The organism is Actinoplanes sp. NPDC049118, from assembly GCF_040648555.1.
In the GTDB taxonomy this organism is placed as follows: Bacteria; Actinomycetota; Actinomycetes; order Mycobacteriales; family Micromonosporaceae; genus Actinoplanes.
The window spans coordinates 1-16910 of the sequence record NZ_JBEZDY010000007.1 but is presented as its reverse complement, the minus strand read 5'-3'; the positions used below and the strand labels follow the sequence as shown (position 1 = coordinate 16910).

The following is a 16910-nucleotide window of genomic DNA, read 5'->3' as shown; positions in this document are numbered from 1 at the left end:
TGCATCTGTCAAGGCCGTCTTGACGCGCCGGGAGCCGGCCGGTGCCCGCTCCCACGATTGGGCGGGACGATGGGTGACGGTGCGGGAGAGCTGCTTTCGGAGGGGAGGAGGCGAACGTGACGGGGACGGCTCATCGCGTCTGGACGAACTTGCGGTCCCTTGGAACCATGTCACCCGTGCGCAACGAAGCCTTTTACGCGACCGTGGCCCAGGTGCTGCCCGCCCTCCTAATCGCGTTGACGGTTGAGATCGGTTTATTCCTGCGAAAGCCCATCGAGACATTTTTGTCACGCCCAGCGCGCAGGAACGCAGAACTCAATCGACCGGACCTCGATTCTGACGAGCTGAAGTGGCTCCGCATGGTGCATGTGAAGCAGCAACAGCGGGACAGGTGGTTCAGTCGTGTCCTACGGGGCATGTTTACGGGGATTGCAGTCCTCTGCGCGGGCATCGCCGCCGGTGAGGTATGTGCGACGACGGTGTTGTTCACAGGAACACGCGGATGGTTCCCGATACTGGCTGGTCCCTTCTGTCTTGCCGTCATGATCAGCGCGGCGATCGTGGTCACAGCACTACCGGTGTGGAGGCTCCATTTCGATCTTCACATAGCGGAAAGTGAGATCGATTTAAGCGACGCCTATGACAGCAACGCTGACAGCAACCGGCCCGGATGATCTCGGCCGATGCGAGGCACCGATGGACAGCGCTCCGAGGTCACGACCATGTACGGACGGCGCCAGGCGAGTCGTCCAGGACTTACAAGCAAGAGGTCGTCAGCGCCACGTGTTGTGCCAACGGCGTTAGCCTGAGCTGGTGAGGGACTTTGCAGGCCTCATCGGCACGATCGTTGGCGCCCTGATAACGCTCGGCGGTGTGTGGCTGACACAACGGCGAACCGACGTACGGGAACGTACGAAGTCCGAACGGGAACGAATCGATCGCGATCTTGAGAGGACCCGGCAAGAACGCCTCGCGGTTTACGCCGAGTTCGCTGGAGCGATTACCGACCTACGACGCGCGGCCCACGACCGCTGGCATCGTCTCCGGGATGACCCGGATGGACCGGGATTTGAGGCGGCGCGGGATCACTACTACCGGGTGTACGCCGTCGCCCGAAACGTACAACTGAAGTTGCGACTGCTAGACGACGATGCGGACTTGGTCGAAGCCGCACAGCAGGCATGGGAACGAGCGGCCGGGATCAGGGATCCGGACGAGGATCAGGAACGCAAGCAAAAGGGCGAGCGAGCAAAGGATGCATTGGATGCGTTCATCGGCACGGCTTCTAGGCGGCTACGGCAGCCGACGCAAACTGAAGACACCTCGCGTGCTGCTCCGTCGTAGAGCTGTTCGGGTGACTAACTGAGTGACAATCGCGGGTGATCGTGACGGACGCCCGCGGACGATGGTGGACGATGCAGCCCAGCTCAAGCCGGGGATCGAGCGGGTCGTCGAAGATCATAAATTGCCTGGGGGGTCAAGGAGTCAACCTTTGGGTGACTGGCAGACGCATGCGACCGTGTGTAGATGTCAGACATCCTCCTCGGTGGTGTCATCGGCCTTGCGAGCGCGCTCATCGTTCAGGCCGTGGTTCAGGTGTTCATCGTCCCGCGCGTGCAGGCGTCTATCCGGCGGCATGACCGTTGGGAAAAGAATCTCATCGAGTTCGTCGCCCTGGTCGAAGTTGAGTTGCCTAGGGCTGAGAACGACCTACGCGCGGCCAGCGAGGGTGTGCGGCTCCTAAGCATGCTTGCAGGCGACGCGCAATTCGACCAAGACAAAGTTAGATTGTCGAAAGCGGAGGCGACGCAGAAGGAGGGAGAGGCCGACCGGGTTATCACTGAGGCACTTACACGTGCGAACCGCCTCGAACGGCATCTCGCGCTCACGCGGCCGAAGGCTCCGTATTGGAGCAAGCTTTCGCTGAACCGTGCGTCGTACCAGGATTCCTTGCTCCACGTGGACCGATACCTGCACGACAGTCTCGACGACGAAGCTTTCAAGGCCGGCTGGATTGAGGTCATCGGAGAACGGCGCGCACTCCTGGAACGGATCGAGGAGATTACCGTCACCATGAGGCCACCGTCCCGACAGGCGGCTTCGCGAGCCCGCAGCTCGGCCCGAGGGCGAGTCAGGAAGATGTTCCGACTTGACCGGAAGTCGGAGGCGACGAGGCGGTAAGTGCGTCGTGACTTCGCGTCCCAGCCATGTGCACCTGGGTCGACGTGCAGAGTGAGTGCAATGATCGGAGGCCTCGACCGAGTCAGGGTCGTGTTCTCGCAGCTCACAAGCGCGATCACCGCTTAGCGCCGCCTCATTCCTAAACCGGCTGTCGGACAGACAGCACCACAGCAGGGACCTCGGCTGCGGCAAGCCTGCGAGACTCAGCCGTGACAGCAACGTTGACAGCAACCGGCTCGGACGCGCACGACAGGGTGACGCGGCGGCGGACGGCTTTCCGAGTCGCAGCCGAGCACGGACGGCGCCCCCTCTCCGCCTGCAACAGTGTCACGCCGTGGCGGGACAACCGTTCTCCGCTGAATACTGCCGAATTGATCTTTTCTGGATCAAGGCGCCGCGCAAGCGCGGCGCGGCCGGACGCGCTCGGCCTGCTGGCGGCCTCCGGCCGGCATCGGCCGGCGCGCCGGCCAGTCTCTGCGGCGGTGCATGAGCAGACGATGCCTCCAGCGGGAGCACTCAGGCTTCTGGGATGAGGGGTGCCCTCCCGCCCACCGACGACCCAGGCAGAGCCGAGCAGACCTGCCCCAGGGCGCCAAGGTCGTTCGTCCGGTAGGGCGCTCCACCTTGGCGCCCTGGGGCAGGCCCGCTCCACGGTGTGTGGGTCGACGGTGGACGGGATGGCAAGGGGTAGCCGCGTGGATGGGGGTCTACCGGCGGCGGACTAAGTCCTGGAATGCCGCAATGGTGGCCGCTGACCGGACGCCGGTGATCTTTTCGTCGGGAAGATCGTGCTCAAGCTGCTGGTACCCCTTGGCTGCCAGCACGAACGCCACGACTAGCAGTGCGAAGCCCGCTGCACTGGGCAGCAGGAACCATACGTCCAGGCCCGAGCACGCCACGACGAGAACCGGGATCATCAGCAAGGCAAGCCCACTTGCGTAGAGTCGCGCAACTCTCAGGAAGGCCGGGTAGCTCGGCGCCCGACGAACCACCTGCAAGGGGTCGTCGTTCGGCTTTCCGTCACTCACGGCCAGATCATCTCAAGTCAGCTACCGATCGAGGGCATCATTGCCTGGGTTGCCGGCGGACGGCAGGTGGATTGAGTGATCTTGCGTGCGACCTGCGTGCGACAAGGATCGGTAAAAGCCGGCCAACAGAGGTGATCCACGGGTACTGACCGAGCCGACCGGCAGCGTCGGGAAAGCAAAACGCCCACCGGCGTTTCCGCAGGTGGGCGGTGCTCAAAGCCCGGCGAGAGGCTTGGTGGCCAGGGGCGGGGTCGAACCGCCGACCTTCCGATTTTCAGTCGGACGCTCGTACCAACTGAGCTACCTGGCCTTGCCGCGCCACGGTGCGCGCGGTTTCTGGCTAGTTGCGGTCCTGACGGGACTTGAACCCGCGACCTCCGCCTTGACAGGGCGGCGAGCACTCCAACTGCTCCACAGGACCTTGCTGTGCTGCTACTTCTTACCACTTACCCCGACCGAGGTCGGTTCGTACCCCCAACGGGATTCGAACCCGTGCTACCGCCTTGAAAGGGCGGCGTCCTGGGCCACTAGACGATGAGGGCAACCCCGCCATCATTGCATATTTCAACTCCGGCGGCGTGGGCCCCAACCGGCCCCGCTTGAGGCTTGGAAAGCATACGTGATCCCCCTGCCCTCAACCAAACCGGTATCCCCAACGCCGCGTCTAGGGCTCTGACCTGCGGTGATGTGCCTGGCCAGCCGGAAGGGCGGCGATCGAAACCAGCTGTACCGCCTCGGCGAGGCTGTGCAGCGGGGTGACGTCTTCGGGAAGTTCGTGCCTCGGCCAGCCCGGTCCGGCCGCCGCGGCGAGCAGCGGCCGGTGCGGTCCGGTGAGCAGGCTCACCCATTGCTCCGGGCTGCCGGTGCTCGGCAGGTGGGACCAGAGCACGACCGCGGCCGGCCCCGTCCGGGAGACGGCGTCGCTGAGCGCCTGCGGCGGCACCCGGGCCCCGAGTAGCCGGCTGGGGACGCCTGCCTCGGCCAGCGCGGCGGCCAGCGCCTCCAGGGGGAGCGTGTGCTGCTCCTCGTCGGCGGCCGCGAGCAGTACCCGCGGCGACTGGAGGCCCGGTGGCCGGGGCACCGAGCCGAGCACCTCCGTGATGCTGCGCGAGATCAGGTGTTCGACCTCGATGAAGCGTTTGGTGGCCGCGTAGCGGTCGCCGATGCCGACCAGCACCGGGATGATCACTTCCTCCCAGGCCGCGACGACGCCGCGGTCGGCGACGCTCGTCTCGAGAATCTCGCGAAGGGCCGGTGCGTCCAGCCGCATGGCGGCCCGGGCGAGGCCGCGGGCGGCGGGCCCGGACCTTCCGGTGCGGATGGCGTTCCCGCCACCGTCGCGCGCGGCGAGGAGTCGATCGGGCCACACGGCATCCATCCTGGCGACCGGGGCGGGTCGCCGCCTGGCCGCCGACGATGGGGAAGCGTCAGGGGAGGGCCGGGTCCCGCCGGCCGACGACGGGCCGTCGCGATCGCCCGGTGATCGTCGAGCCTCGTCCGCGCCGGTGCGGCCGCTCGCTGCTGCTGGTCCCTGGCCGCTTGCGTTCTCCGCGCCCCCGCCGCCGGCCCTCCGAGTCGGCTGGTCGCCGTCCGCCGGTCGAGGAACGCCGACTTCCCCGGTCTGGTCGTCGCCGATCCCGTCCCCGGCGCCGTGCGCCGAGCCGTGGCCGCCCGTCGTTGCGGGAGTTTCGTGGTGAGCGCCCTGGCGGGTGGCGTGCCGGCTCGTCGTCCCGTGATTGTCGTCGTGCGTTTCGGGTCGCGGGTCGTGTCGGCGGGCCCAGGCCGCCGCCTCCGCCGGTGCCACGCCCTGGGCGGTCAGCCGCCGCATCACCTGTAGCCGGGCCATGTCCTCCGGCGTGTAGCGCCGGTGCTGGCCCGGGACGTGATGACTGGGCCCGAGCCCGTACCGCTGGTGCCAGGTGCGCAGCGTGGTCACGGCGACGCCCAGACGGCGGGCGACGGCCCCGGCCGTCAGTGCCTCATCGGCCACCCGATGGCTCCGGTGCATCGTCGGCCGGCCGTGGTTGTGCCTCCAGGTGGCGGATCAGGGAACCGGTGACCCCCTGCAGCCAGGGTGCGTACGACCGGGGATCCTCGTCCAGGCCCGCGTTGAGCTCCTCGACCGTGACCCAGCGGACAGCCGCCACCTCTTCGGGGTCGACCAGCAGGCTCAGGCCGGCCGGCACGTCGCCCACCAACACGTGGTCGTACTCGTATTCGACGCGGCCGGTCGACGAGTCTTCCGCGTAGTACGAGTACACGCCCGTCTCGGTCAGGTCGACACCGTGCACGCCGATCTCCTCGACCAGGCGGCGGGCGGCGGCCGTCGCCGGCGCCTCGCCCGGCAGGGGATGGCCGCAGCACGTGTTGGCCCAGCGCAGCGGAAACCGGGTCTTGATCGCGGCCCGCTGTTGCAGCAGGACCCGGCCGGACGGATCGCGGAGGAACACGGAGAAGGCCCGGTGCAGCCGGCCGGGCGCCCGGTGCGCGTCATCGACCGTGGCGGCGCCGGTCGGCTCGCCGAGGGTGTCGACCAGCTCGACGAGGTGGGCCTCGCGGTAGTCGGTCATGCCACCCTCCCGCCGAGGTTCTTCGCGGCGCCCGTGATGCGGGAGGCCGCCAGCTTTCCGGAGATCAGCACCATCGGTACGCCGACGCCGGGCTGGGTGCCGGAGCCGGCGAATACCACGTTTCCCAGGGTCGGGTGCAGATTCGCCGGCCGGAACGGTCCGGTCTGGGTGAAGGTGTGCGCCGACGCGAACGGAGTGCCGGCGGCCATGCCCTGGGCGGCCCAGTCGTCAGGGGTGATCACGCGCTCGACCTCGATGCCGTCCCGGAAGCCCACGTAGCCGCGCTGCTCCAGCACCCCGACCAGTTCGTCGGCGTAGCGGCGGCCGAGCCCGCCCCTCCAGTCCAGTGGCGCCACGTCGAGGTTCGGGGTAGGGGCCAGCACGTAGTAGGTCTGGCGTCCGGCCGGTGCCGCAGCGGGGTCGCTGCGACTGGGGTTGGTGACCAGCAGCGACGGGTCGCTCATCAACAGACCCTGGTTGATGACCTCATCGAAGGTGCCCTTCCATGCCGTTCCGAAGTGGATGTTGTGGTGGGCGATCTTCGTGTAGCTCTGCGTGGACCCGACGTGGAGCACGACGCAGGACGGCGAGTACTTCAGCCGGCGTGGGCGGCGGGAGCCGGGCAGCAGGTCGCGGTAGGCGACCGGAAGATCCGGGTTGAGCACCACGACGTCGGCCGTGAGGCGCTCGCCGCCATCGGTCAATACGGCGGTCGCGCGACCATTCGCCGTCTCCACCCCGGTCACCGTCGTCTCGTAACGGAACTGCACGCCGTGCTTCTCCGCCGCGCCCGCCAGCGCCTTCGGCACCGCGTGCATGCCGCCGCGGGGGAAGAAGACGCCAGCCACCGAGTCGAGGTAGGCGATGACCGCGTAGATGGCGAGGGCGTCGTGCGGCGCCAGGCCCGCGTACATGGCCTGGAAGGAGAAGATGCGCTGGGTGCGATGGTCGCGGAAGTACTGGTTGATCTTCGGCTGGAGCCGGCGGAAGCCGCCCATGCCGAGCAGCTTGAGCAGGTTGAGATTGACCAGGTCTAGCGGGGTGTCCAGGTTGCGGTCGATGAAGGCGTCCCGCTCCAGGCGCCACAGATCGCGGGCGAAATCGACGAAGCGCAGGTAGCCGTCGGCCTCGCGGGGTCCACAGAGCCGGGAGATCTCGGCGGCCATCAGGACCGTGTCGGTGCGCACATCCAGCGTGGATCCGTCCGGGTAGTAGGCCCGGTATGCCGGGTCGAGCGGCGTCAGTTCGAGCCAGTCGGACAGCTTCTCCCCGACGGCCGCGAGCGGCTCGGCGATCAGCTCGGGCATGGTCAGCACCGTCGGCCCGGTGTCGAACTCGTATCCGTCGACGGAGAGTCTGCCGGCCCGGCCGCCCGGCACCGCCTCCCGTTCGACGACCGTCACCTGTCGCCCGGCCGCGGCGAGGTGCAGCGCGCAGGCCAGCCCGCCAAGCCCGGCGCCGACCACGACCACGTGGTCTGTCGGTCCCGTCACTCTTCGCACGTCACAGCTCCAGGGGTCCGGAGAAGGGTCATCATGTCGGGCGGTGGGTCGCGGTGACCGCCAGGTCCGTCAGCGCGGCGCGGGCCTCGGGGTGGATCGGCGCGCCCGCGATCGCCTCGACGCCCTCGGCCACCCGCCGCTGAATCAGGGCCTCCACCTGCGCGACGGCGCCGGTCTCGGCGATCACCTCGGCCCGCCGATCGACGGTTTCGGCGGAGTCCCGCGCCAGCTCGGCCTGCTGCGCGGGGTCGGCGAGCTGGTGCGCCAGCATCAGCAGGGCGGTGGGCTTTCCGGTACGCAGGTCGTCGCCGGCCGGCTTGCCGGTGACGACGGGGTCGCCGTAGACACCCAGGAGGTCGTCGCAGAGCTGGAACGCCTCACCGACCGCGAGGCCGTATCGGTTGTAGGCCTCGTCGATCGCGGCCACGTCCGCTTCAGCCGGGCCGGCCAGCGTGAGCCCGAACTGGAGCGGGCGCTGCACGGTGTAGCTCGCCGTCTTGTGCCGGGCGACCAGGAGCGCGCGATCGAGGGACCAGGTGCCGGGTGCAGCCTCGCCGAGGACGTCCAGATACTGCCCCGCGATGGCCTCGGCGCGCATCCGGTCGTAGCCGGCGCGCGCGGCGAACAACGTCGCCGTGCAGAGCGCCGCCCGGGCCATGAGCTGATCCGCCCAGACCAGGCAGAGGTCGCCGACGAGGATCGCCGACGTCGTGCCGAACCGCTCGGGATCGCCGAGCCGGCCAGCGTCGCTGTGCTGCCCGGCGAAGATCCGGTGCGCCGTCGGGCGGCCCCGCCGGGTCGCCGAGCCGTCCATGACGTCGTCATGTACCAGCGCGAACGTGTGCATCAGTTCCAGGGCGGCGAGGGCCGGCAGCACCGGCTCGACGGGTTCGCGCGGGCCGACGACGCCGCGCCAGCCCCAGTAGGCGAAGGTCGGGCGCAGCCGCTTGCCGCCGGCCAGCACGAGATCCCGGGTCGTGCCGGCGAACCGGCCGAGTGCCGGATCCACGCAGCTCAGCGCCGAGATCTGACCGTTCAGGAACTCGGCCAGGCTGCCCTCGACCGCGGACACCAGATCACCTGAAGGGACGGTCTGGCGAGGTATCCCGAAACGAGGGTTTCCCTCGAGGATGTCGTTGGCCACGACAGCGAGAGTACCGTAGGATTCCAGTTGCGTCGATTCATGAGTCGATTCGTTGGGAGGGGCCCGTGGAGATCGACCTTGCAGCCGCATACGAACGGTGCCGCGAGATCCACAAGCGCCACGGTCGCACCTATTATCTGGCCACCCGGTTGCTGCCGTCCTGGAAGCGTCGCCACGTGCACGCGCTCTACGGCTTCGCCCGCTACGCCGACGAGATCGTCGACCGCACCGAGGATCTGCACCCGAGCGCGCGCGCAGCTCGGCTCAACGCCTGGTCCGACGGGTTCCTCGCCGGGCTGGCCGGCGAATCGGCCGACGACCCGTTGCTGCCGGCGGTGCTCTACACGATCGCGGTATTCGACCTGAACCCTGCCGACTTCACGTCGTTCCTGCGCAGCATGGCGATGGATCTCACCGTCACGTCGTATGCGACGTATGACGACCTGCTCGGCTACATGGAGGGCTCGGCGGCCGTCATCGGCACGATGATGCTGCCCATCCTTGGCTCGAGCGACCCGGCCGCCGCCCGCGAGCCGGCCCGCCAGCTCGGCTTCGCCTTTCAGCTCACCAACTTCATCCGTGACGTCGCCGAGGATCTCGACCGCGGCCGCACCTACCTGCCGGACGACCACCTGGCCGAGTTCGGCGTCACCCGCGACGACCTGCTGGCCGCTCGGGCGCAAGGCCGCTCGACCCCGCGGATCAAAGCCCTGATCCGGGCCGCGGTGGCCCGCGCCGACGAGCACTACGCCGCCGCGGCTCCCGGCGTACCCCTGCTGCTGCCCGGCTCACAGGCATGCATGCGCGCGGCCTTCCAGCTGTACCGCGGGATCCTCGACGAGGTCGTCGCGGCCGACTACGACGTCTTCGCCCGGCGGGCGACGGTCCCCGGCCGGCGCCGCGCCCGGGTGGTGGCCCGCTGCATCCTGACCAGGGCGGGTACCCCGATGGCCGCATCGGACCGAGGCTGAGATGCGGACCGCAGTGGTCCTGTTCACCCGCGACCTGCGGGTGCACGACAACCCCGCCCTCGCCGCCGCCTGCGCCGCCGCCGAGCGGGTCGTGCCGCTATTCGTGCTCGATCCGCACCTGCTGCGGCTCTCGTCGAACCGGGCGCTCTTCCTGCACCAGAGCCTCGCCGACCTGCGCGAGACGCTGCGTCGCAAGGGCGGCGACCTGGTCATCCGCACCGGCGAACCGGTCGCGGAGGCGATCAGGCTGGCCCGCGAGGTCGACGCCGAGGGGATCGCGCTCGCCGCCGATGTCAGCGGCTACGCCCGGCGCCGGGAGCGGCGCCTCGAGCGAGAGTGTGAGCGGCACCGCATCTCGTTGCGGCTCTTCCCCGGCACCACGGTCGTCCCACCGGGCGGAGTGCGGCCGGCCGGCGGCGACCACTACAGGGTCTTCTCGCCGTACCACCGGGCCTGGGAGTCGGCGGAGTGGCGCGACGAGGCCGCCACCCCTGGCAAGATCACCCTGCCCCCGGACATCGTCGTCGGCGGCCTTCCGAGGGCGCCGGAGAGCGAGTCCCCGGCGGGGGTGCGGGGCGGCGAGAGCGAGGGGCAGCGCCGGCTCGAGGCCTGGCTTCAGGACATCGAGCCCTACGACGGCCTGCACGACCACATGGCCGCCGACGGCACCTCGCGGCTGAGCGGCTACCTGCGGTTCGGATGCGTCTCGCCGCTGGCCGTGGCGAACGCGGCCCGGGGGATCAGCGGGCCGGGACCGGACGCCTTCGTGCGCCAACTCTGTTGGCGCGACTTCTACTACCAGGTCACCGCCGCGTTTCCGGCGATCTCGACCGAGGCCTATCGAAAGGCGGGCGACTCCGGGTGGCGTGCCGATGAGGACGCGCTCAAGCATTGGCAGAACGGCTCGACCGGGGTGCCGGTGGTGGACGCCGGCATGCGGCAGTTGCGCGCCGAGGGATGGATGCACAACCGTGCCCGGCTGATCACCGCGTCGTTCCTCACCAAGCACCTCGGCCTGGACTGGCGCGACGGCCTGCAGTGGTTCTTCCGCTGGCTGATCGACGGCGACGTGCCGAACAACTCCGGCAACTGGCAGTGGGTGGCCGGCACGGGCCACGACACCCGGCCGCACCGGGGGTTCAACCCGATCCGGCAGGCCGAGCGCTTCGACCCAGACGGCGCGTACGTTCGTCGTTACGTTCCCGAGTTGAAATCCGTCGAGGGAAAGGCCGTGCACCAGCCCTGGCGTCTACCGGAGGCGGTGCGCTCGGGGCTCGACTATCCCGGGCCACTCGAGTCGCATCGCGACGATCCGGTCTGGCTGCGGCCGTGATCCGGTGGTGGAGCTCCGTCCGGTACGCCGGGCGGGAGTGGGAGCGGGTCCTGCCGACCCGTCGCGTTCGTCCGTTGAAGGCCGGCGGGACCCGCGCCAACCCGTCCGGCGGGCGGGGGCGCGCAATTTCAGGCCGGCAACGTCCGCCAGGTGCGGTAACGGTGTACCGCGATCCCGCCGAAGGCCGCCGACCTACGCGTCGCGGCGTCCACCTTGGCCAGTTCATCGCCGAGGCGGGTCGCGCCCTCCTCGTGGAAGGTGCAGTGCGGGCAGTCCGCCAGCGGCCCGGTCTCCGCGCCCAGGCGCACCCGCTTGCCTGCGACCCTCCCCCGTGCGAGCCAGTCCTGACTGATCGAAAGGATGGAGTTCACGCCGGTCCCGGTGTCCCGGTAGCTCATCACGGTCACGCTGTTCACCCGCCGCAGCACCTCGTCGGCCAGGTTCCTCGAGCCGACCTTGTACTCGCCGAGCCAGAAAGGCACGTCGGCCTCGATCGGAAGCGTGCCGGCCGCCGCCCGCATCCTCTCCAGCAGCTTCAGGTACGCCGTCAGGGTGGCCCGCAGGTCGGTGGTCCAGCCGTCGCTCAGGTACGGCTCGACGTCCAGGTGGATGCCGGTGAAGAGGCCGGTGGTCATCGCGGCCCGCTGCCAGGCGAGCGCCGCGGCGTGATCGTTGACCCAGTCCGGATCGCCGCCCAGCGCCCGCAGCTTGATCTTCTGGGCGTCGGCGAGCGTCTTCATCTCCCGCAGCCGCGCGAGGTCACCGTTGGTCAGCACCGACGGCGCGACGTGCACGAAGATCTCGGAGATGTTGTGCCGCACTGCCCAGGGCACCACCTCGGCGGCGGGGTCGTCGCCCCACAACCACATGGCCCGGGTGTTCGGCGGCGCCGCGGTGAGGCGGGCGCTGCCCGCGGTCGAAGCCCCGGGCAGCGCCACGGTAGCGGCCACGAGGATGACAGACACCAGCGCTGCCTGCCATCGCCCCCTCATGACCGCCCCCGTCATCCTGATGATTCCTCGTGCGCAGGAAACAGAATGTTCCGCGGGGGACAGAATCGGCGGCGACCCGGGTCAGCTGAGAAGTCGTACCGAGGAGATCGCGGCGTCGATCGCCCCGACCCGGTCGAAGTCGCCGAGCTGCCGCGTGACGTAGGCGATCGCGTGACCCGTGGCCGGGTCCGCCCACGCCGCGTTGCCGCCGAGACCGCCCATGCCCCATGTCCCGTCCGGCTCCAGCTGCACGCCGAGACCCCAGGTCGTCGGGCTCTCGATGAAGAGGTCCTGACCCGAGAAGTGCGCCGACGTCAGGTCCGCGACGAGCGCCGCGCTCAGCAACCGACGGCCGTCCAGAACCCCACCGGCAAGCAGTCCGGCATAGAAGCGCGCGAGGGACGCCGCCGTGGCGTGCAGGTTCACCGCCGGAATGACGGCATTCCGCCAGAGCGGGCCGTTGACGACCGCGAGGTCACGGGCGCCCGGAGGGTTCAGGATCGACCGCGTACGCACCGAGCCGGGCTCGCCGAGCATCAGCGCGGGCCGGTCCGGCCGGTCGAACTCGAGCTCGGCGCATCGCTGCGGCTCGGAGGCTCCGAAGCCGAAGTCCAGCCCCCACGGCGCGGCGATCTCCTCGGCGACGAAGCGCGCGGGCGGTCGGCCGTCGACCCGGCGGATGACCTCGCCCAGCAGGTGTCCGTAGGTCAGCGCGTGCTCGGCCGCCACCGTTCCCGGCGGCCACTGCGGGCTCGCGTCGGCCAGGTCAGCGCAGAGCAGGTCCCAGTCGCTCCAGTCCGGCGCCTCCCGGGGTTCGGGAAAGAACGGCAGACCGGCCGTATGCGTCAGCACCTGGCGTACCGAAGCGGGGGTTTGGAATTCGGGCCAGTGCCGCGCGATCGGGTCATCGAGCCCGACCAGGCCGCGGTCCGCCAGCAGCAGCACACCCAGCGCGATCACCGGCTTGCCTACCGAATACACATTGACCAGGGTTTCCGCGACCCACGGCCGGGTCCGGGCGGCGTCCGCCCAGCCCTCATGCAGATCGACCACCGGCTCGCCGTTCCGCAGCACGCAGAGCGCGGAACCGCCGCTGGGATGTGCCGCGAGCGCCTCCCGGACGACCTCGTATCCGGATGCCACGAAGCCGTGGGGGTCATCGTCCGCTGACATGTGCGCACCGTACCGGCGAAAGATGGAAGGCTGGTCATATGGGCGAAGGACAGCAAGTGGATGTCGTGGTCGTCGGCCTGGGCGTCGGCGGCGAGGAGGCTGCCGGGCGGCTCGCGGAGGCCGGCCTCGACGTGGTCGGCGTCGAACACACGCTGGTCGGCGGCGAGTGTCCCTATTGGGGGTGCATCCCGACCAAGATGATGATCCGCGCCGGCAATGCGCTCGCCGAGGCTCGTCGCATCCCGGGCCTGGCCGGCAATGCTCAGGTGCAGCCCGACTGGGCGCCCGTCGCGCGCAGAATCCGGGACGAGGCGACCGACACCTGGGACGACAAGGTCGCTGTCGACCGTTTCACCGCCAAGGGCGGCCACTTCGTCCGCGGCCGGGCCACCATCGCCGGCCCGGGGCGTGTCAGGGTGAAAGACCGCGAGTGGACGGCGCGCCGCGGCATCGTGATCGCCACCGGCACGACGGCGGTCATCCCGCCGGTCGACGGGCTCGCCGGCACCCCCTACTGGACCAACCGCGAGGCCGTCGAGGCCGAGACCCTGCCCGCCACGATGCTCGTCCTCGGCGGCGGCGCAATCGGCCTCGAGCTCTCCCACGTCATGGCACGTTTCGGCGTGCAGGTCACGGTCATCGAGGGCAGCGACCGCGTGCTCGCGATGGAGGAGCCCGAGTCCTCCGAGACGGTCGCCGCGGCCCTGACGGCCGACGGAATCAAAATCCTCACCGGGGTACGGGCACAGCACGTCGCCCACTCCGGCGCGGGTTTCACCGTCGCACTCTCCGACGGCTCGACCGTGACAGGGGAACGGCTGCTCGTCGCCACCGGCCGCGCGGCCCGCCTGGACGGCCTGGGCGTCGAGGCGATCGGCCTGGACCCGTCGACCCGGTTCCTCGGCACCGACGACCGGATGCGCGTCGCCGACAAGGTCTGGGCGGTCGGCGACGTGACCGGCAACGGCGCGTTCACCCACATGGCGATGTACGAGGCGGATGTCGCTGTCCGGGACATCCTCGGCCAGGGCGGCCCCGCCGCCGACTTTCACGCCAAGCCGCGCGTCACGTTCACCGATCCGGAGATCGGCGCGGTCGGGCTCACCGAGAAGCAGGCCCGCGACGCCGGCCTCGACGTGCAGGTCGGCTATTCGAGCCTGCCGTCCTCGTCGCGCGGTTTCATCCACGGCCCCGGCAATGAGGGCTTCATCAAGCTCGTCGCCGATCGGAGCCGCGGCGTGCTGGTGGGCGGCACATCTGCCGGCCCATCGGGTGGGGAGATGCTGGGTGCGCTCTCCGTTGCGGTGAAGGCCGAGGTCCCCGTGGTCACGCTCAAGGCGACGATCTGGGCGTACCCGACATTCCACCGAGCGATCGGAGACGCCCTTCGGAACCTCTAGAGCGGAAGCGTCGCGGTGACGGTGGTTCCGCGCGGCGACGAGACGATGCGCAGGTCGGACATCTGCCGGGCGATCCACAGCCCGCGACCGCCCGGAAGCGACAGCGCGGGCAGAACCCGCCCGGCGGAGGCCGGCTCCTCCAGGCCAGGCCCGGCATCGCTGACCCCGCAGTGCAACGCGCCGCCGGTCAGCCACAGGCGCAACCGGCCGGAGCCGCCGCCGTGCCGGACGGCATTGCTGGCCAGCTCGTGGGCGATCAGCATCATCGTGTCCACGAGGCGCCCGGCAGGTATCGCGGCCACCTGCGCGGCGACGGCCGACCGCACGCCGGAGAGGCTGTCGCCGTCGAAGCCCAGCTCGAGCAGGACCGCCGTAGTCCCGGTCGGCGGGGCCTCCTCGGGAGCGGCGCAGTGCGGCTGGTTCGAGGCGGTGCGGCCCGGGTCGGCGCTCACCATTGCGCAGCCGCATCCCGGGCGCCGGGACGCCCGTAGTCGTTGGCGTTCGCTCGACGGGTTCCGCGCAGGGCGAGCTCGTTCCGCCCTCGCCCGTGAGACCGGCGCTGGGCGGGAAGCTCCGTCATCGGGGCCACGTCCGATCCGCCGCCACACGCCCCGTCACCGTGCACGACGCCACGTTCCGGGAGGGTGGCGCCGGGTACATCGAGGTCTGTGCGGCAGGTGACTCCCTTGCCGCGGGCCCGGCCGGCCGGGATGCCGAGCCGTTCCGCGGCGTCGGGGAACGTCAGGCAGAAGGGGCCGCCGGGACCGAGCCGGTCCATCGGCGCCGTGGCGGCCATGAGTCCTCCTCAAGTAACCCCGAGGCTCCGCAACGTACCCGATGAGCAGGCTATTGGAGCAACGGTCCGCGGTGCGGATCTACCGGCGCGGCCAGTGCCGGGCCTGGCAGTGCCGCTCGGCGCCTACCGGTGCCACCCCACCGGCGCTGAGTCTGCCGGCGCGCGGGGCGGTACTGCCGGGCCTCCAATCGCAGGACGGAACTGTTGAGTGAAGTGGCAGGTCCGCACCCCTACCTGCCAAGATCCGTCACACTCCCCGGGCTCTGTGTTGACACGGATCTCTATGCCCCTGCCCAGGCCGCGCATCCCCTGCCCCGGGCCTCTCCTCCCGGCTCCGCCCGTTCCAGGCCCAGCCCGGCCTGCTCCGGCCGGCCTGCTTCGGCCGGTCCTGCCCTGCCGGTCCTGCGCTGCTCTGCCCAGCCTTGCACTGGCGGCTCCGGCCCTGCGCCACTCGGTCCGTTCCGCCCCGGCTCGGTCAGCTTCGGCCCTGCCCAGCCCGGGCGGGTTGCTCCCGCTGTTGCAGGGTTCGCTGCCCGTGGCGTCACCACCCACCGGGTGCTGTCGGACAACGGCTCGGCCTACAAATCCCGGCTCTGGATCGAGACCTGCACCGAACTGGGCATCAGGGTGAAGAAGACTCGTCCCTACCCGCCGCAGGCCAACGGAATAGTCGAACGATTCCACCGGACCATCGCCGACGGCTGGGCCTTCGCCAAGCTCTACAGCAGCGAAAAGGCCTGCCACGCTGCGCTACCTGCGTTCTTGCACGATTACCACCACCACCGGCCCCACACCGCCATCGGCAAGGCCGCACTCATCACCAGGTTGAACAACCTGGCCGGCCGTCATACCTGGCCCTGGCGGGTGCGGCCCGTTTCGTTCATACCTGGCCCTGGCGGGTGCGGCCCGTTTCGCTCATACCTGGCCCTGGCGGGTGCGGCCCGTTTCGCTCACACCTTTCCCTGGCGGGTCCGGTCCCTGGCGGGTCCGGCCGGCTCTGGCCTTGCCCCTCCATTAGGCCCCGGCCTGGCATGCGGTGTCGCCCAGGGCTTCTCTCCCCGTCCAGCACTGGGCGTGAGTTCTCCGCCGCGGTCCGCGGCCCCTGGAGTGGTGGTGGCGTTGGGCGGGATCTGGCTTGTGGACGGCGGCGCGGTGCTCGGGTCTGAGGCGAATTGCCCACGCTGCGTGTTTGGATCGGCGACGTTGCGCTGTCCGTAGCGGGCCCAAAATACGTTTGCGCAGGTAGCGGCATTGTGGTCTGGGACACGGGGGGCCGATTTGGAGCCTGGGAAACGACCGGGTAATGTTTTGCGAGCCGGCAGGGAAACGGGCGAGGCAAGCAGAACGAACCGAGAGATCGGGGAGATCAGCTACCGGCCGTCCTGCCAAATCCTTCGAACTTCGGGATCGTAACGATGCTGCCTTGTGCGGCTGACCGCGGGCCCGGCTTGAAGGATGGGCTAGCTAGGGACGAACGGCACGAACCGGGAGATACCGGTTGACAGGGCCAGGAAGACCTAGTAAAGTTGAGCGAGTGCCCCGGGGACGGGTTGCCTGGTTAGGGTGGCTGGTTTTCCGGTGTGTGGTTGTTCTTTGAGAACTCAACAGGGTGCTAGATAAGCCAGTGCCAATAGGTTTTTGACTGTGGCTGGTCTGCTTTGGTGGATTGGTTGTGGTTTCCTTTGGCAGCAAGATTGTTTGTTGCTGGGGTGAGTTTTTCAACAAGTTTTTGTTGGAGAGTTTGATCCTGGCTCAGGACGAACGCTGGCGGCGTGCTTAACACATGCAAGTCGAGCGGAAAGGCCCTTTCGGGGGTACTC

The 16910-nt window shown here is 69.4% G+C and carries 14 protein-coding genes, 3 tRNA genes, 1 rRNA gene and 3 pseudogenes; 8 read left to right on the top strand and 13 right to left on the bottom strand.

Annotation, left to right across the window (positions count from 1 at the left end):
* The first annotated feature begins 176 nt into the window (after positions 1–176).
* From AB0B58_RS12235 to AB0B58_RS12225, 3 genes are all read left to right on the top strand, one after another.
* Positions 177–674 carry a hypothetical protein gene (locus AB0B58_RS12235; RefSeq protein WP_360221864.1) on the top strand — a complete coding sequence of 166 codons (498 nt, stop codon included), beginning with the start codon at positions 177–179 and terminating at the stop codon, positions 672–674.
* A 139-nt stretch (positions 675–813) separates the two neighbouring features.
* Positions 814–1344, top strand: coding sequence for a hypothetical protein (locus AB0B58_RS12230; protein WP_360221861.1), 531 nt, complete (start codon positions 814–816; stop codon positions 1342–1344).
* Between the two features lie 183 nt (positions 1345–1527).
* Positions 1528–2181: a hypothetical protein gene (locus AB0B58_RS12225; protein ID WP_360221858.1), complete on the top strand. Its 654-nt coding sequence runs from the start codon at positions 1528–1530 to the stop codon at positions 2179–2181.
* Between the two features lie 707 nt (positions 2182–2888).
* Here the strand turns inward: AB0B58_RS12225 and AB0B58_RS12220 are convergent.
* The 9 genes and pseudogenes from AB0B58_RS12220 to AB0B58_RS12180 form a co-directional block, all read right to left on the bottom strand.
* Positions 2889–3209 carry a hypothetical protein gene (locus AB0B58_RS12220; RefSeq protein WP_360221855.1) on the bottom strand — a complete coding sequence of 107 codons (321 nt, stop codon included), beginning with the start codon at positions 3207–3209 and terminating at the stop codon, positions 2889–2891.
* A gap of 233 nt (positions 3210–3442) precedes the next feature.
* Positions 3443–3519: transfer RNA gene (locus AB0B58_RS12215), tRNA-Phe, on the bottom strand.
* Between the two features lie 37 nt (positions 3520–3556).
* Positions 3557–3630 (bottom strand) — tRNA-Asp (locus tag AB0B58_RS12210).
* Between the two features lie 48 nt (positions 3631–3678).
* Positions 3679–3751, bottom strand: a tRNA-Glu gene (locus AB0B58_RS12205).
* 122 nt (positions 3752–3873) lie between these two features.
* Positions 3874–4551, bottom strand: a pseudogene (locus tag AB0B58_RS12200) (B12-binding domain-containing protein); the annotation flags it as partial.
* Positions 4552–4983: 432 nt separating this feature from the next.
* A pseudogene (locus tag AB0B58_RS12195) lies at positions 4984–5199 on the bottom strand (MerR family transcriptional regulator); the annotation flags it as partial.
* Complete coding sequence (gene idi, locus AB0B58_RS12190; protein ID WP_360221852.1) at positions 5189–5779, bottom strand: isopentenyl-diphosphate Delta-isomerase; 591 nt, start codon at positions 5777–5779, stop codon at positions 5189–5191. The pseudogene AB0B58_RS12195 and the gene idi, both read right to left, overlap by 11 nt.
* The gene (crtI, locus tag AB0B58_RS12185) at positions 5776–7281 is read right to left on the bottom strand and encodes a phytoene desaturase family protein (protein WP_360221849.1); all 1506 of its coding nucleotides are present in this window, start codon (positions 7279–7281) and stop codon (positions 5776–5778) included. The genes idi and crtI overlap by 4 nt, the downstream gene beginning before the upstream one ends.
* 31 nt (positions 7282–7312) lie before the next feature.
* Positions 7313–8413 carry a polyprenyl synthetase family protein gene (locus AB0B58_RS12180; protein WP_360222684.1) on the bottom strand — a complete coding sequence of 367 codons (1101 nt, stop codon included), beginning with the start codon at positions 8411–8413 and terminating at the stop codon, positions 7313–7315.
* A gap of 77 nt (positions 8414–8490) precedes the next feature.
* Between AB0B58_RS12180 and AB0B58_RS12175 the strand changes: the two genes are divergently transcribed.
* Together AB0B58_RS12175 and AB0B58_RS12170 are read left to right on the top strand one after the other, a co-directional pair.
* On the top strand, positions 8491–9396 hold the full coding sequence (locus tag AB0B58_RS12175; RefSeq protein WP_360221846.1) for a phytoene/squalene synthase family protein: 906 nt from the start codon (positions 8491–8493) through the stop codon (positions 9394–9396).
* A 1-nt stretch (position 9397) separates the two neighbouring features.
* On the top strand, positions 9398–10729 hold the full coding sequence (locus AB0B58_RS12170) for a deoxyribodipyrimidine photo-lyase (protein WP_360221843.1): 1332 nt from the start codon (positions 9398–9400) through the stop codon (positions 10727–10729).
* 128 nt (positions 10730–10857) lie between these two features.
* Here AB0B58_RS12170 and AB0B58_RS12165 read toward each other — a convergent pair whose 3' ends face one another.
* Together AB0B58_RS12165 and AB0B58_RS12160 are read right to left on the bottom strand one after the other, a co-directional pair.
* Positions 10858–11694: a hypothetical protein gene (locus AB0B58_RS12165; protein ID WP_360221840.1), complete on the bottom strand. Its 837-nt coding sequence runs from the start codon at positions 11692–11694 to the stop codon at positions 10858–10860.
* A 108-nt stretch (positions 11695–11802) separates the two neighbouring features.
* Positions 11803–12894: a serine hydrolase domain-containing protein gene (locus AB0B58_RS12160; protein ID WP_360221837.1), complete on the bottom strand. Its 1092-nt coding sequence runs from the start codon at positions 12892–12894 to the stop codon at positions 11803–11805.
* A 38-nt stretch (positions 12895–12932) separates the two neighbouring features.
* Between AB0B58_RS12160 and AB0B58_RS12155 the strand changes: the two genes are divergently transcribed.
* The gene (locus tag AB0B58_RS12155) at positions 12933–14294 is read left to right on the top strand and encodes an NAD(P)/FAD-dependent oxidoreductase (RefSeq protein WP_360221834.1); all 1362 of its coding nucleotides are present in this window, start codon (positions 12933–12935) and stop codon (positions 14292–14294) included.
* On the opposite strand, the gene AB0B58_RS12150 is transcribed toward AB0B58_RS12155, so the two are convergent.
* Both AB0B58_RS12150 and AB0B58_RS12145 read right to left on the bottom strand, forming a co-directional pair.
* Positions 14291–14749, bottom strand: coding sequence for an ATP-binding protein (locus AB0B58_RS12150; protein ID WP_360221831.1), 459 nt, complete (start codon positions 14747–14749; stop codon positions 14291–14293). The two genes, AB0B58_RS12155 and AB0B58_RS12150, sit on opposite strands and share 4 nt — an antisense overlap.
* Entirely contained in the window at positions 14743–15090 is a 348-nt protein-coding gene (locus AB0B58_RS12145) for a hypothetical protein (RefSeq protein ID WP_360221828.1), read from the bottom strand. The genes AB0B58_RS12150 and AB0B58_RS12145 overlap by 7 nt, the downstream gene beginning before the upstream one ends.
* A gap of 513 nt (positions 15091–15603) precedes the next feature.
* Here AB0B58_RS12145 and AB0B58_RS12140 point away from each other — a divergent pair.
* A pseudogene (locus AB0B58_RS12140) lies at positions 15604–15939 on the top strand (integrase core domain-containing protein); the annotation flags it as partial.
* A gap of 880 nt (positions 15940–16819) precedes the next feature.
* A 16S ribosomal RNA gene (locus AB0B58_RS12135) occupies positions 16820–16910 on the top strand; the annotation flags it as partial.

What these genes read in the sequence shown, in the direction of transcription:
- idi (WP_360221852.1), bottom strand. Translation starts at nt 5,779, where the DNA reads ATGACCGACTACCGCGAGGCCCACCTCGTCGAGCTGGTCGACACCCTC.
- AB0B58_RS12170 (WP_360221843.1), top strand. Translation starts at nt 9,398, where the DNA reads ATGCGGACCGCAGTGGTCCTGTTCACCCGCGACCTGCGGGTGCACGAC.
- AB0B58_RS12145 (WP_360221828.1), bottom strand. Translation starts at nt 15,090, where the DNA reads ATGGCCGCCACGGCGCCGATGGACCGGCTCGGTCCCGGCGGCCCCTTC.
- AB0B58_RS12225 (WP_360221858.1), top strand. Translation starts at nt 1,528, where the DNA reads ATGTCAGACATCCTCCTCGGTGGTGTCATCGGCCTTGCGAGCGCGCTC.
- AB0B58_RS12160 (WP_360221837.1), bottom strand. Translation starts at nt 12,894, where the DNA reads ATGTCAGCGGACGATGACCCCCACGGCTTCGTGGCATCCGGATACGAG.
- AB0B58_RS12155 (WP_360221834.1), top strand. Translation starts at nt 12,933, where the DNA reads ATGGGCGAAGGACAGCAAGTGGATGTCGTGGTCGTCGGCCTGGGCGTC.
- AB0B58_RS12150 (WP_360221831.1), bottom strand. Translation starts at nt 14,749, where the DNA reads ATGGTGAGCGCCGACCCGGGCCGCACCGCCTCGAACCAGCCGCACTGC.